At 69.8% G+C, this 14,939-nt stretch carries 11 protein-coding genes; 8 read left to right on the plus strand and 3 right to left on the minus strand.

The features are described 5' to 3' along the window. Positions 1-45: 45 nt before the first annotated feature. A complete protein-coding gene (locus tag GPA03_RS09810; RefSeq protein WP_156251791.1) occupies positions 46-2,382 on the minus strand; it encodes a glycoside hydrolase family 65 protein in 2,337 nt (778 codons plus the stop codon). 164 nt (positions 2,383-2,546) lie between these two features. On the opposite strand from GPA03_RS09810, the gene GPA03_RS09815 reads away from it, so the two are divergent. Continuing rightward, positions 2,547-2,879 (plus strand): hypothetical protein, encoded by a 333-nt coding sequence (locus GPA03_RS09815; RefSeq protein WP_156251792.1) that lies wholly within the window; start codon positions 2,547-2,549, stop codon positions 2,877-2,879. 3 nt (positions 2,880-2,882) lie between these two features. Here the strand turns inward: GPA03_RS09815 and arfB are convergent, their stop codons facing one another. Beyond that, a complete protein-coding gene (arfB, locus tag GPA03_RS09820) occupies positions 2,883-3,332 on the minus strand; it encodes an alternative ribosome rescue aminoacyl-tRNA hydrolase ArfB (RefSeq protein ID WP_156251793.1) in 450 nt (149 codons plus the stop codon). A gap of 333 nt (positions 3,333-3,665) precedes the next feature. Here arfB and GPA03_RS09825 point away from each other — a divergent pair, with 333 nt between their 5' ends. From GPA03_RS09825 to GPA03_RS09835, 3 genes are all read left to right on the plus strand, one after another. Next, complete coding sequence (locus tag GPA03_RS09825) at positions 3,666-5,552, plus strand: ABC transporter family substrate-binding protein (RefSeq protein WP_156251794.1); 1,887 nt, start codon at positions 3,666-3,668, stop codon at positions 5,550-5,552. 172 nt (positions 5,553-5,724) lie between these two features. Beyond that, positions 5,725-7,266: an ABC transporter permease gene (locus GPA03_RS09830; protein WP_156251795.1), complete on the plus strand. Its 1,542-nt coding sequence runs from the start codon at positions 5,725-5,727 to the stop codon at positions 7,264-7,266. A 163-nt stretch (positions 7,267-7,429) separates the two neighbouring features. After that, the gene (locus GPA03_RS09835; RefSeq protein WP_156252015.1) at positions 7,430-8,497 is read left to right on the plus strand and encodes an ABC transporter permease; all 1,068 of its coding nucleotides are present in this window, start codon (positions 7,430-7,432) and stop codon (positions 8,495-8,497) included. Between the two features lie 20 nt (positions 8,498-8,517). On the opposite strand, the gene GPA03_RS09840 is transcribed toward GPA03_RS09835, so the two are convergent. Beyond that, a complete protein-coding gene (locus GPA03_RS09840; protein WP_156251796.1) occupies positions 8,518-9,093 on the minus strand; it encodes a PH domain-containing protein in 576 nt (191 codons plus the stop codon). Positions 9,094-9,188: 95 nt separating this feature from the next. Here GPA03_RS09840 and GPA03_RS09845 point away from each other — a divergent pair, with 95 nt between their 5' ends. The 4 genes from GPA03_RS09845 to GPA03_RS09860 all read left to right on the plus strand — a co-directional run bounded on the left by GPA03_RS09845 (position 9,189) and on the right by GPA03_RS09860 (position 14,928). Further along, a complete protein-coding gene (locus tag GPA03_RS09845) occupies positions 9,189-10,997 on the plus strand; it encodes an ABC transporter ATP-binding protein (protein WP_156251797.1) in 1,809 nt (602 codons plus the stop codon). 76 nt (positions 10,998-11,073) lie between these two features. Next, entirely contained in the window at positions 11,074-12,987 is a 1,914-nt protein-coding gene (gene typA, locus GPA03_RS09850; RefSeq protein WP_156251798.1) for a translational GTPase TypA, read from the plus strand. Between the two features lie 13 nt (positions 12,988-13,000). Beyond that, the gene (locus GPA03_RS09855) at positions 13,001-14,434 is read left to right on the plus strand and encodes a PIG-L family deacetylase (protein WP_156251799.1); all 1,434 of its coding nucleotides are present in this window, start codon (positions 13,001-13,003) and stop codon (positions 14,432-14,434) included. Then, positions 14,434-14,928, plus strand: a complete 495-nt coding sequence (locus GPA03_RS09860) for a flavin reductase family protein (RefSeq protein ID WP_156251800.1) — start codon at positions 14,434-14,436, stop codon at positions 14,926-14,928. The genes GPA03_RS09855 and GPA03_RS09860 overlap by 1 nt, the downstream gene beginning before the upstream one ends. Positions 14,929-14,939 lie beyond the last annotated feature (11 nt).

The following is a 14,939-nucleotide window of genomic DNA, read 5'->3' on the forward strand; positions in this document are numbered from 1 at the left end:
GTCACCTGGTGAACCGGAACCACCCCGGTCGGGCTGTTCTACGGCTCACGCCTGCGGTGCGCGCCCGGCCGGCTGGGTCGGCTCGGGGAGCAGCGGGGTCGGCTGGCGCAACGGCGCGCTCGCCGGCGCGCCCGGCGCGACCTCCACCCGCCGGCCATCGATCACGACGGCGACCGGCTGCTCGCCCCGCAGCATCGTCACGGTCGTCCCGGCTCGCGTGGTCTCCACCTGCAGCAGCCGCCCGCGCCACGTGATCCGGTAACGCATGCGCGACAGCTGCGCCGGCAGCAGCGGCGCAAGCTCGAGGTCGTCGTGATCCTCGCGCATGCCACCCAGACCCGCGGTGAGCGCGAGCCACGTACCGCCGACCGACGCCAGGTGCAAGCCCTGCCCGGTGTCGTGCTGCAGGTCACGCAGGTCGACCAGCGCGCACTCCCGCAGGTACCGGTACGCCAGGTCCGGGTGCTGCGCCATCGCGCACGCGACCGCCTGCGCGCTGGCGGACAACGAGGAGTCACGCACGGTGCGCGCCTCGTAGTAGTCGACGTCGCGGGCGATCTGCTCCTCGGTGAAGTCCTCCCGGCACCACCACAGCGCGAGCTCCAGGTCGGCCTGCTTGAGCACCTGATGCCGGTAGATCTTCGCGTAGTGGTGGTGATCCTCGATCGGGTAGGGGTCGTCCTCCTCGAACCGCCACGGCCGGTAGGCGGTGAAGAGGGTGCTCATCGGGTGCACGCGCAGGTGCTCGTCCCACGGCACGTGCACCGCCCGGGCGGCCGCGTGCCAGCTGGCGAGCTCCTCGCCGTCGACGCCGAGCGCCGCGGCCTCCTCGGTGTGCTCCTGGCAGATCTCGGCTGCTCGGATGAGGTTGCGCCGGGCCATCAGGTTCGTGAACACGTTGTCCTCGACCACACCGGTGTACTCGTCGGGGCCGGTCATCCCGAACAGGTGCCAGCCGCCGTCGACGTCATGATGCCCGAGCGAGATCCACAGCCGCGCCGTCTCCACGAGGACCTTGAGAGCACCGAGTGCCACCGCGTCGGCGCCGGTGATGTGCCCGTGCAGCCAGAACGCCCGGGAGATGTCGGCGTTGACGTGCATGGCGGCCGTGCTGGCCGGCCAGTAGGCCGAGGTCTCACGCCCGTCGATGGTGCGCCACGCGAACGATGCGCCCTGCAGGCCCAGCACCCGGGCTCGGGCACGCGCCGCGTCCAGCGTGGATGCGCGCCACGCGAGCAGCCGGGCCGCGGCGTCCGGGACCAGCAGCGACAGCGTCGGGATCACGAACCCCTCGATGTCCCAGAAGGTGTGACCGCTGTACCCCAGCCCGGTGAGCCCCTTCGCGCCGACCGGCGCGCCCGAGGTGCACGCGGTGCCGGTGAGCAGCGCGAACACGCTGAAGCGCAACGCCTGCTGGAGCTCGTCGTCACCGTCGATCTCGACGTCGGCCACCACCCACAGCTCGTCGAGCTCCTCACGCTGCGCTGCGACGAGGCCGTCCCAGCCCTGGTCCACGCCCGAGTCGACGGCGGCGCGTGCCGCCTCGAGCTCCGACGCCGCGGTGGACTCCCTCGACCACACGTGACCGAACGTCTTCACGACCTCCAGCGACTGCCCGGAGCTCAGCGAGGCGGTGATCGTCGTGACGACGTGGTCGTCGTCCGCGGCCTGGATGCCGATCTCGTCGGCGCCGTCGACGACGTGACGGACCGCGGCTGCGACGGTGATCCCGGTGCGGCGGGTGACGGCGCTGAGCGCACCGCCGTCGTCACCGTGGCGGAGCTCGAGCCGCTCGAACGGGTGGTCGAGGGCCTCGGCGACACGCGGGTCATCGCTGTCGACCTCGGGCGGCGTGCCGCCGAGCACGAGCTCGGATCGCACGACGACGTGAGCCGCGCCGTCGATCACCCGCACCCGGAAGCGGACGGCGGCCAACGAGCGCTCGCGCAGCGAGACCAACCGCTGCGACCGCAGCTCGAGTCGAGCGCCCGCGAGCGTGCGCCACACAAGCACCCGCTCCAGGATCCCGGAGCGGAGATCGAGCGTGCGCTGATGGGTCTCGGGCTCGATCGTGCGGATGTCGAGAGGCGTGCCGTCGACCACGAGGCGCAGCGGCGTGGCATCGGCGACGTCGATCATCGCCTGGCCCTCCTCCGGGTGCCCGTAGCCGCCCTCGGGGTAGGAGAGCGGGTGGGTCTCGTGCACCCCGGCCAGGAACGTCCCACGCGTGCCGTGCGGCTCGATCTCTTCCAGTGTGCCGCGGATCCCCAGGTACCCGTTGGACAGGCTGAACAGCGACTCGGTCACCGGCAGCGCCTCGACCGCGACCACGGGCTCGCGCACCTGCCAGGCGTCGATCTCGAGCTGCGGGGTCGACGCCATCGGGCCTCCGTTCGGTCGGCGCGGGACGCCGGCGGCCAGTCTAGATGTGCCGCGGTCCGGGTCGAGCAGGCGGGCGGCCTCGCCTCCGCTGCTTCGGCAGGCCGCCTCGCGATGCTCGGCGCTGCTAGCGTCTCGGCACCAGAGCCTCGCCGCCGGGAGGGTGCGTGCCGATCCACATCGAGCTCGAGCGGCTCGACGCCCACCCGGCCGACGTGCACGGTCTCCGAGGGAGCGTCGACGTGCCCGGTGACCTCCTGCTGTCGCAGGTGCTGACCAGGGTGCTCGAGCCGTTCCTCGAGCGCACCCCTCGCGCCACCTGGGTCTGTCGTGCCACCTGGAGCGGGCGGCGTCGGGACATCGCCGAGGTGCTCGTCGCCTACGGGGCGGCCGAGCACCTCCGCTCACGCCTGCTCGTCGAGGACGAACCGCTCGGCGCCTTCCTCGGACCGGGGGAGAGCGCCGTCGGGCTGTCCTGCCGACCCCTGGACCCCTCGTGACTCTCAGTCGTGGCCACCGGGGGAGGGTCGCCGTCGAGCTTGCTTGATCTCCGAGCGCTCGCGCTTGGCGGCGAGCCGACGGCGTTGCGAGCCTCGCGTGGGCCGGGTGGGTCGCCGGACCGAGGCAGGCGCGACGGCGGCGCGCAGCACGGTCGCGAGGCGCTCCCTCGCTGCCGTGCGGTTCTTTCGCTGCGACCGGTGCTCGGATGCCGTGATGGTGAGCACGGTGCCGGTGAGCTGACCGGCGAGGCGGTCCAAGGCTCGGCGGCGCTGGAGGTCGGTGAGCGCGGACGTGCTGCCGATGTCGAGGCTCAGCTGCACGCGGGAGTCGGCCGTGTTGACGCCCTGCCCGCCCGGGCCGGAGGCGTGGGAGAACTGCTCGACGAGCTCGCGCGACGGGATGCTGAGCCCGGCCGGAGCTCCCGGCCCCGGGCTCACGCGCAGGTCGTCCATGCGCACCACTATGACGCGCGCGGCCGAACATGACCGAGACGGACGCACGGTTCGTCAAGGTGATACTCGGCCGAGGTGCCGCCGCGCCATCTCCAGGTCACGGGCAGGTTTCCCCAGTGCTTACTTGGTTACGCCCATGTTGCGGCCGGAGCGGTTCGGGTATCAACTCGGTAACGATGCGTCTCATCTCGCCCTCTGGGACGCTGTGGCGCACCTCACCCGTGCGTATGCTGCCGCTGTCCCAGGCACAATTGCGTGTCGACCCACGGGCCCACCAGGCCATTCCGGACGAGTCCGGGACGGGCAGCATCCAGGCCGTTCCTAGGAGGAACATTGAAGATCAGGCGCCTTACCGCATTCGTTGCGGGTGCCGCAGCGGCAGCGCTCGCCATCACGGCGTGCACGCCACCCGACGAGACCGGAGACGACGGCAACACCGGCGGTGACGACAGCGGCATCGTGACCGACACCGCGGTCACCGTGGGGTGGAACCAGCCTTTCTACGAGTACAACACCAGCTCGGCGACCGGCAACGCGACCGCGAACGCGAACATCCTGTACCTGATGCAGGAGTCGTTCAACTACTACGACCCCGAGCTCAACCTGGTCCCGAACGAGGACTTCGGCACGTACTCGATCGTCAACGAGGACCCGCTGACGATCGAATACGTCTTCGCCGACGACATCGCCTGGTCCGACGGCACGCCGGTCGACGCGGTCGACCTGATGCTGCAGTGGGCGGCCACGAGCGGCAACCTCAACACCCTCGCGGACGAGGACATCGAGACCGACGAGGAGGGCAACGTCGTCAACCAGGACGAGGTTGACGCCAACGTCTACTTCAACGGCACCAGCGCCACGGTGGGATACATCACCGAGGTCGAGGTCTCCGACGACAACAAGACGCTGACCGCCACCTATGACCGCAACTACGCCGACTGGGAGGTCAACCTCACCGGTGCGGCCGTCCCGGCGCACGTCGTCGCGATGCACGCTCTCGAGATCGAGGACCCGACCGAGGCCAAGCAGGCCGTCAAGGACGCGATCGAGAACAACGACACCGAGGCTCTCGCCAAGATCTCGAAGTTCTGGAACGAGGGCTTCGCCTTCGGTGACACGCTCCCCGAGGACACGTCGCTGTACCTGTCCAACGGCGCGTACCTGCTCACCGAGATGGTGGCGGGTCAGTACGTGACTCTCGAGGCGAACCCCGACTTCACCGGTGCGCACGCCGCGACGGTCGAGCGCATCACGGTCCGCTACAACGAGGACCCGATGCAGCAGGTGCTCGCGCTGGAGAACGGTGAGATCGACGTCATGGCCCCGCAGGCCACCGCCGACCTCGTCGAGGCGCTGAACGACCTCGGTGACGACTACACGGTCGAGACCGGCATCGACGGCACCTACGAGCACGTCGACCTGCAGGTCACCAACGGTGGTCCCTTCGACCCCGCGACCTACGGTGGCGACGCCGAGACCGCGCTCAAGGTTCGCCAGGCGTTCCTCAAGCTCGTTCCCCGTCAGGAGATCGTCGACAAGCTGATCGTCCCGCTCAACCCTGAGGCCGAGGTCCGTCAGTCCTACAACGTCGTGCCCGGTTCGCCGATGTACGACGGTGTGACCGAGGCCAACGGGCAGGCCGAGGCGTTCCCGCTGGAGAACGACGTCGCGGGTGCCGAGGCGCTCATGGCGGAGGCCGGCGTCGAGACCCCTGTCGACGTCCGCATCCTGTTCGCCGCGAGCAACGCTCGTCGTCAGCAGGAGTACGCGATCATGGCTGAGGCGATCAACGGCAGCGGCCTGTTCAACCTCGTCGACGCGAGCAGCGACGACTGGGGCTCGATGCTGTCGGCAGCGACCGATCAGTACGACGCGGCGCTCTTCGGCTGGCAGTCGACCAGCACCGCGGTGACTGCTGGTAACGCCAACTTCGGCACCGGCGAGATCAACAACTTCTACGGGTACAGCAACCCCGAGGTTGACGAGCTCCAGGATCAGCTCAGCACCGAGACCGACCCCGCCGAGCAGGAGCGTCTGCTCGGAGAGATCGAGGCCCACCTGGTGAACGACGCCTTCGGCGTCACCATCTTCCAGTTCCCCTCGGTCACGGCCTACCGCAACACGGTGACCGGGATCACCCCGATCACCATCTCCCCGACCGTGTTCTACGGCTTCTGGGAGTGGGGCACCACGGGTGACACCGCTGACTCCGAGGGCTGAGTAGCCAAGCCTGACGAGTCCTGAGCACGACGAGCGGGGGCGCCGGACTTCCGGCGCCCCCCTTGTCGTGACTCGCCCCCACCCCCGAGCAGCGGATGACGGCGACGTGCCCAGCGCGTTCGCCTAGACTCCGGCTCGGGCCTGTCACCGTGGACTGCGAGGTAGCCCGCTCATGTTGATCTTTGTTATTCGCCGTGTGCTGATGGGACTGGCGCTGCTGCTGGTCTCCTCGTTCGTGATGTACATGCTGGTCGACTTCACGATCGACCCGCTGTCCGACCTGCGCACCAGCACCGACCCCAGCGCGCCGCTCCAGATGGAGCAGCGCACCGAGATGCTGAACCTGAACGCACCACCGTGGGTGCGGTACTTCGACTGGCTCGGCGCCTTCGTCACCGGTGACTTCGGCGTCGCATGGCGTACCGGCCGCTCGGTGTCCGACCTGCTCGGCAGCGCCATGATCTCGACCCTCCAGCTGGTCTCGTTCGCCACCGTGGCGGCGATCGTTCTCGGTGTCGCCGTCGGGATCGTCTCGGCCCTGCGTCAGTACACGACGTTCGACTACCTCATCACCTTCTTCGCGTTCCTGATGTTCTCGCTGCCCTCGTTCTGGGTCGCGGTGCTGCTGAAGCAGTGGGGCGCGATCGGCTTCAACGACTTCCTCGCGGATCCAGTCATCGCGATCCCGGTGATCATCGGGATCGCCGTGGTCACCGGCTTCGTGTGGCAGCTCGCGGTGGGCGGAGACCTCAAGCGCAGGGTCATCCACGCCGGGCTCGCGGCGCTCGCCGTCGCGCTCGTGCTGCTCTACATGCAGCTCACGGACTGGTGGCTGCGGCCCCGGCTCGACTGGGTGCTGCTCACCGTGACCTCGCTGGGCATCGCGCTCACGGTCACGACCCTGTCCACCGGACTGCGCAACCGGCGCTCCCTCTACACCGCGCTGAGCTGCGTTGCGCTTGGCCTGGTCCTGTACTACCCGGTGCGCTACTTCCTGTTCAGCAACGCGTGGCTGACGCCCTACATGAACTACGGGGTCGCTCTCCTGCTCGGACTGGTCGCCATCGGCGTCGGCGCTCTCATCGGCTGGCTGTGGCGAGGGCCGGACTGGAAGCAGTCCGCCCGTACCGGCGCGATCTCGGCGTTCCTCATCGCCTTCCTGATCTTCCTCGACAAGGTCATGAGCTACTGGGGTGCGTACATGGCCGCGCCTGCCATCGGAGGCCGCCCGATCCAGACGATCGGTGACCGCGCCCCCAACCTGGGCGGCAACTTCTGGGTCCAGGTGCTCGACCAGTACACGCACCTGATCCTGCCGACCCTGTCGCTGATGCTGATCTCGTTCGCCGGCTACACGCGCTTCTCGCGCGGCAGCATGCTCGAGGTGATGAACCAGGACTACATCCGCACAGCACGCGCCAAGGGCATCAACGAGCGCACGGTCGTGATGCGTCACGGGTTCCGCAACTCGCTGATCCCGCTGGCCTCGATCATCCCGGTCGATGTCATCGGACTCATCGGCGGCGCCCTGATCACCGAACGCATCTTCAGCAGACCGGGTATGGGCCAGCTCTTCATCGCGAACCTGAACGCCGACGACATCGCGCCGGTGATGGCGTACCTCGTGATCATCGCGTTCCTCGCGATCCTCGCGAACATCATCGCCGACCTCTTGTACGCCGCACTCGACCCCAGGATCCGGGTGAACGCATGATCAGCACCCCACGGAGTTCTTCTCCTCCGCTCCGCTCCTCCGAACAGCTCCGCGAGGACCCCGCATGAGCACCAACGACCCTCAGGACAAGCGGGACCCCCAGGATGAGCGGGACGACCCGTTCGAGGCCGGCGAGACCAGCACCGGTTCGCTCGACCCGGCGATGACCGCGGCGTCCACCACCGACGAGGACGGCGTCGTCGATGCCGGCCAGGCGGAGAACGCGATCGAGCTGCGCGAGGTCGAAGGCCTCTCGCAGGGCCAGATCGTGCGGCGCCGGTTCTTCCGGCACACCGGCGCCATGGCCGGTCTGATCGTCATGATCCTGATCGCTCTCCTGGCGATCACCTCGATCGGCTTCAACATCGGTGGCTTCCGGATCCCGGGCTGGTGGCCGCACACGGCCGGCGCGCTCAACGACATCCTCAACCCCCGTGGCGGACCGACCCTGAGGATGCCCTGGGACGAGGGCGGCTTCGCGATCGGCGAGCACCCGTTCGGCCAGGACGAGATCGGCCGCGACATCTTCGCGCGCACCATGAAGGGCGTGCAGACCTCGCTGATCGTGATGGGAGTCATCGGCGCGGTCGCCACCGTGCTCGGCACCCTGGTCGGTGCCTTCGCCGGCTTCTTCCGCGGCAAGACCGACAACGTCCTCATGCGGTTCACCGACCTGATCATCACGCTGCCCGTCATCGTGATCGGTGCGGTCCTCGGCAAGAAGCTCGGATCCGCCGACCCGATCCCGCTGGCCCTCGCGCTCGGTGCGATTGCCTGGACCGGCCTCGCGCGACTCGTCCGTGGTGACTTCCTGTCGCTACGTGAGCGGGAGTTCATCGATGCCGCGCGGGTCGCAGGCGCCAGCACCAGCCGGATCATCTTCAAGCACATGCTGCCGAACGCGATCGGGGTGATCATCGTGAGCGTCACCTTGCTGATGAGCTCGGCGATCCTGCTCGAGACCGCGCTCTCCTATCTCGGCTTCGGCATCCAGCCGCCCAACGTCTCCCTCGGGCAGATGATCAACAACTACCAGGGCTCGTTCAACACCCGCCCGTGGTTGTTCTGGTGGCCGGGCCTGTTCATCATCCTCATCGCGCTGTGCGTCAACTTCATCGGGGACGGCCTGCGCGACGCGTTCGACCCTCGCCAGAAGAAGGTCCCCTCGGCACGGAAGATGGCACGCGCCGACAGGCGGACCGCGCGTGCCGATGCAAGGGCGACGGCGTGACCTCCCCGCGGAGGCCCACGTCAGGGGAGCGTCACGCTCAGCACCGAGAGCACCGCGAGGCCGGCCAGCACGGCGAGCAGGCGGGTGTTCACGGTCGTGGTGACCGGCGCGCCTGCGCCGTCGGGCTTGGGGAGCTCGCGTACGCGTTCGGCGATCGCAAGCGCGGCGGCCTCGGCGGTGCCGGTGGAGCCGAGCTTGCGCTCGGTGGGCGCCCAGCCGCCGTGCTGCTGCCGGTTCGGTGCCATCCGCGCTCCGAAGCCGCTGCCTGCCGGCACCGCCCACGAGGTGAAGGTGCGGCCCTCCGTGGTGGTCACAGCCAGCGCCCACTTGCTGTCGGCCTGCTTGAACCGGCGCCACGGGACGTGGATGGTGCGCCACACGTTGACGATCGTGATGCCGTCCTCGGACACCTCGGCACGCGGCTTCCAGAACACCGCCCACCCCAGCACACCTGCCAGGGTGACCGGCGCGAGCGTGGTGAGCACCGCCGTCAGCCCCTCCTCGGTCACGAAGGTGACGAACGCGACCGCGGCGATCACAGCGGTGAGCACGGCAAGCCCCTGGGCAAGGCGCGAACGGAACGTCTCGGACTCCATCGCGTCATCGTCCCATCCGTGACCGCTCGCGCGGTCGTCCACCCCACGCCGGCGATCCTGGTGCGGGCAACCTGCCGAACGGAAGGTGAGCAGCTGTGAGCGCTCCCGAGGCCATCACTGACAAGCCGGTCGACGGCGGTCGCGAGCCGATCCTGGAGGTCCGTGACCTCTGCGTGGACTTCTACGTCGAGGGCGAGTGGTTCCCGGCCGCGATCGACGTCACCTACGACGTCCGCCCCGGCGAGGTGCTCGCGATCGTGGGCGAGTCCGGCTCGGGCAAGAGCCAGTCGTCGATGTCGCTGCTGGGTCTGCTTCCCGGGAACGGCCGCGCCACCGGCAGCGCGAAGCTCGACGGCAAGGAGCTGATCGGGATGTCAGCCGGCCAGCTCCGGCGGGTCCGCGGCAACGACATCGCGGTGATCTTCCAGGAGCCGATGACGGCCCTCAACCCCGTGTACAGCATCGGCTTCCAGATCGTGGAGACCCTGCGCAACCACTTCGACATCGGTCCGACAGCGGCCACCGAGCGCGCGCTCGAGCTGCTGCGGCTCGTGGAGATGCCCGACCCGGAGACCCGGTTCCACTCCTACCCGCACCAGCTCTCGGGCGGGCAGCGGCAGCGCGCCATGATCGCGCAGTCGCTCTCGTGCGACCCGCGCCTGCTGATCGCCGACGAGCCCACCACGGCGCTCGACGTGACCGTGCAGGCCGAGATCCTCAAGCTGATGCGCGACCTGCGCAACCGGATCGACTCCGGCATCGTGCTGATCACCCACGACATGGGCGTGGTGGCGGACATGGCGGACCGGATCGTCGTCATGCGCCGCGGCCGGATCGTGGAGAGCGGTGAGGCGAAGGACATCTTCGACAACCCGCAGCACCCCTACACCCGCGAGCTCCTCGGCGCGGTGCCGCACCTCGGTGCGCACAGCACGATGGAGATTTCCGACCACGAGCGCGACCACGGGGGCGACACCCCGATCGGTGAGCCGGTCATGGTGGCCGAGAACATGGTCATCGAGTACCCCAAGCGTGGCCGCACCCCCGCGTTCCGCGCCGTCGACGGCGTCTCGCTCACGATCAACGCGGGCGAGGTCGTCGGGCTGGTGGGCGAGTCCGGTTCGGGCAAGACCACGATCGGGCGCGCCGTCGTCGGGCTGCTCCCGGTGACCGAGGGAAAGCTCGAGATCGCCGGTTTCGACATGGTGGGTGCGAGCCACAAGGACCTGATGCCGCTGCGCAAGCAGATCGGGATCGTTTTCCAGGACCCGGGCAGCTCGCTCAACCCGCGGCTGCCGATCGGTGAATCGATCGGTGAGCCGCTGATGCTGCACACCGGCATCAAGGGCGCCGAGCTGGACAAGCGTGTCGAGTCGCTGCTCGACCAGGTGGAGCTGCCGCGCTCGATGCGCAACCGCTACCCGCACGAGCTCTCCGGCGGGCAGCGCCAGCGTGTCGGTATCGCGCGGGCGCTGAGCCTTGAGCCCAAGCTCCTGGTCGCCGACGAGCCCACCTCTGCGCTCGACGTGTCGGTGCAGGCCCACGTGCTCGAGCTGTTCACCGACCTGCAGCGCGAGCACGGGTTCGCGTGCCTGTTCATCAGCCACGACCTCGCCGTGGTCGAGATGCTCTCCAGCCGGATCGCGGTGATGCACCACGGCAAGCTCGTGGAGCTGGGCTCGGCGGCGCAGATCGTGCAGAGCCCCAAGGATCCGTACACCCAGCGGCTCATCGCTGCCGTGCCCGTGCCCGACCCGAACGAGCAGAAGATCCGCCGCGAGCGGCGCGACGCCCTGCTCGAGGCGGCGGCCGCCGAGCTGGCTGCCGAGGAGGAGCTCGAGGCACACCAGCAGAACGTCTCGAGAGGGGAACGTCCGACCCAGGACGGCCCCACCGGATTCTGAGAGGTAAGATCTCCGCGGGCTTCGTGCGACGTGGGACGCTTGCCCCTGCCCTCGCCCCAGCCCCCGAAGGACCTTTATGAGCTCGCGCACCGACCTGCGCAACGTCGCGATCGTCGCGCACGTGGACCATGGCAAGACCACTCTCGTCGATGCCATGCTGTGGCAGTCCGGTGCGTTCGGTGACCATGACGACATCGCGGAGCGCGCGATGGACTCAGGTGATCTGGAGCGTGAGAAGGGCATCACGATCCTCGCGAAGAACACCGCGGTGGCCTACTCGGGCCCGGCCGCGGCGGCCGCGGGGCACCCCGAGGGCATCACGATCAACGTGATCGATACACCGGGCCACGCCGACTTCGGTGGTGAGGTCGAGCGTGGTCTGTCCATGGTCGACGGCGTCGTGCTGCTGGTCGATTCCTCCGAGGGCCCGCTGCCCCAGACCCGGTTCGTGCTCCGCAAGGCGCTGCAGGCGCGGCTGCCCGTGGTACTCGTCGTCAACAAGGTCGACCGCGCCGACGCCCGCATCAGCGAGGTCGTCGCCGAGACCACCGATCTGCTGCTGGGCCTCGCGTCGGACCTGGGCGAGGAGGAGGGCGGCGAGGACCTGGACCTCGACGCGGTCCTCGACCTGCCCGTGGTCTACGCCTCTGCCCGCGCCGGCCGCGCGTCGCTGACCCAGCCCGAGGACGGCGGTCTCCCGGACTCGCCGGACCTCGAGCCGCTGTTCGCGACGATCCTCGAGCGCATCCCCGCTCCCACCTACGACGAGGGCGCGCCGCTGCAGGCGCACGTCACCAACCTCGACGCCTCACCGTTCCTCGGTCGCCTCGCGCTGCTGCGGGTCTTCAACGGAACCCTGCGCAAGGGTCAGGTCGTGGCCTGGGCGCGCCGCGACGGCTCGATGACGACCGTCAAGGTCACCGAGCTGCTGCGCACGGAGGCCCTCGACCGGGTGCCCGCCACCGAGGCCGGACCGGGTGACATCGTCGCGGTCGCCGGCATCGAGGACATCACGATCGGTGAGTCGCTCACCGATCCCGAGAACCCGCGCCCGCTGCCGCTGATCACCGTGGACGACCCGGCGATCTCGATGACGATCGGTATCAACACCTCGCCGCTGGCCGGCCGGGTCAAGGGCGCGAAGGTGACCGCCCGGCAGGTCAAGGACCGCCTCGACCGTGAGCTGATCGGCAACGTCTCGCTCCGCGTGCTGCCCACCGACCGCCCGGACGCCTGGGAGGTCCAGGGCCGCGGCGAGCTCGCGCTGGCGATCCTCGTGGAGCAGATGCGCCGCGAGGGCTTCGAGCTCACGGTCGGCAAGCCGCAGGTGGTCACCCGCGAGGTCGACGGCAAGCTCCACGAGCCGGTGGAGCGACTCACGATCGACGTCCCCGAGGAGCACCTCGGCGCCGTCACCCAGCTGCTCGCGGCACGTCGCGGCCGCATGGAGACCATGAGCAACCACGGCACCGGCTGGGTTCGGATGGAGTTCCTGGTGCCCGCACGTGGCCTGATCGGGTTCCGCACCCGGTTCCTCACCGACACCCGCGGCACCGGCATCGCCTCGTCGATCTCCGAGGGCTACGAGCCCTGGGCCGGCAACATCGAGTTCCGCACCACGGGCTCGCTGGTCGCCGACCGCGCGGGCGCGGCCACCCCGTTCGCGATGCTCGCGCTCCAGGAGCGCGGCTCGTTCTTCATCCAGCCGACGTCCGAGGTGTACGAGGGCCAGGTCGTGGGTGAGAACTCCCGCGGTGACGACATGGACGTGAACATCACCAAGGAGAAGAAGCTCAACAACATCCGGTCCTCGACCGCGGAGTCCTTCGAGAACCTCACGCCGCCGCGCACGCTGACGCTCGAGGAGTCGCTCGAGTTCGCCCGCGACGACGAGTGCGTCGAGGTCACACCCGAGTCGGTGCGCATCCGCAAGGTGATCCTCGACTCCAACGAGCGCTCCAAGGCCGCCTCCCGCGCCCGCCGCGCCTGAACTCGTCTTCTCCATGAGCGATCAACGCCGATCTCCTCGACCTGTCGACAGCGACGGGTCGGGCGGATCGACGTCGCTCGCCGAGGGCGGCGGCGAGAGTCGTGCCGAGATCGGGGAGGTCGCCGACGCCGCGGTGGCGCTGCCGGAGATCCGGCGCGTCCTGGTGGTCGCACCCCATCCCGACGACGAGACGCTCACCGCGGGCGCCCTCGTCGCGGCGCTCGCGGGTCACTGCCAGCTGACGCTGGTCACCTGCACCCGTGGCGAGCGCGGCGAGATGATCGGCGCCGATCTCGCTCACCTTCTCGACGATCCCGCCGAGCTCGCCGGGTATCGCGCCGGCGAGCTCGAGCGCGCGCTGACGGCGCTCGGCGTGGTCGATCACCTCTTCCTGGACACGGTGGACGGCGGCCCTCGCCTCGTGGACTCCGGCATGCGCTGGGACGAGGGCGCGCACCTGGTGCGTGCGCTGCCGGCGCTCGACGCCGGAACCGACGCGTTCAGCGTGGTGCCGCTCGAGCGCCCGGTGGCGGCACTGGCCGCGGTCATCGACCGCGTGCAGCCCGATCTCGTGCTCACCGACGAGCCCGGCGGCGGGTACGGACACCCCGACCACCAGCGCGCCCACGAGGTCACGATGGCAGCGGTGGCGGCTGCCCAGCACGACCCGGCCTTCGTCGCCTGGCTCGTGCGGCCCGAGAGCGCGGTCCGAGCTGCGCAGGAGTGGCTGCGGAACCGCACCGACCTGCCCACCACCGGCGATGACGGCGCCCCGCTGACCCTGCCCGAGCCCGGCGGCCAGCTGCCCAGCATCGCGGTGCCCGACGCCACGGTCGATCTCGAGATCGATGTCTCTCCCCAGCTCCCGGACCTGCTCGCCGCGATGCGGGCGCACCGCAGCCAGGTGCAGGTGCCGACGCTGGTCGGCACCGCCGAGGGTGTTCCTGCCGCCGGCTGGTACGCGCTCAGCAACGGTCTGCTGCAGCCGATCCTGGGCCGTGCCTGGCTGCGGCTCGCCCCAGGGCGAGGAGATCCCGAGAAGCTGCGCGCCGCCGTCGGGCGTCTGGTCGCACCGGCACCGGCGCAGACGGTCGACGGCGGGCGGTGGTTCCGACCTGCGATGGTCGCGTTCTCGCTCGTGCTCGGGCTCATGGTCGCGGCGGTCGGGACGGCGTTCCACCGCGTCGGCCCCCCGTGGGGCCTGCTGGCGGCGTTCGTGGCGCTCGTGGCAGGTGGTGTGCTCGCCCGGACGTTCGTGGACCGGGCCGGACAGGCGGCCTTCGGCACCGCGGCCGTGATCATGGTGGTCGTGATGACCTACGTGCGACCCGGCGACGACGTGCTGGTCACCGGCGAACCGATCGGCCTCGCCTGGCTGGTGGGCTCGATCCCCGCCGCGCTGCTGCTGCCTGCCCTGCTGCCCAAGCGCTGGTTCGCGGACTCCTGATGGCCGCCGTCGGACCCGATGAGCTGCGGCGCACGATGTCGCGGCTGGTCTCGGGCGTCTCGGTGGTCGCGGCGCGCGCCGGCCGCCACGACATCGCCGCGACCGTGAGCTCGCTGGTGTCCGCCTCGCTCGAGCCGCCGGTGGTGCTGTTCACCGTGCATCGCGACGCGCGGCTGCGAGAGGCGGTCGAGGTGGGCGAGAGCTGGGCGGTCAGCATCCTGGGCGACGGCGGGGCCGCTGCGGCCCGCTGGCTGAGCGAGCCGGGCCGACCGTTGCTCGACCAGCTCACCCGTGTGCCGCACCGCGCGGGCGAGCACAGCGGCGCGGCGATCCTGACCGCCGCGACGGCGTGGCTGGAGGCACGCACGTTGTGGGTGATCGAGGCGGGCACGCACGACGTCGTGGGCGGCGAGGTCCTGGCGACCGGCGTTCATGCCGAGAACGAGGGCGCGGTCCTGCACGGGTACGGGCGGCTGGAGACATGGAAGGGCTGAGCGTGGCCCTC

The organism is Pseudactinotalea terrae (assembly GCF_009733845.1).
Lineage (GTDB): Bacteria > Actinomycetota > Actinomycetes > Actinomycetales > Beutenbergiaceae > Pseudactinotalea > Pseudactinotalea terrae.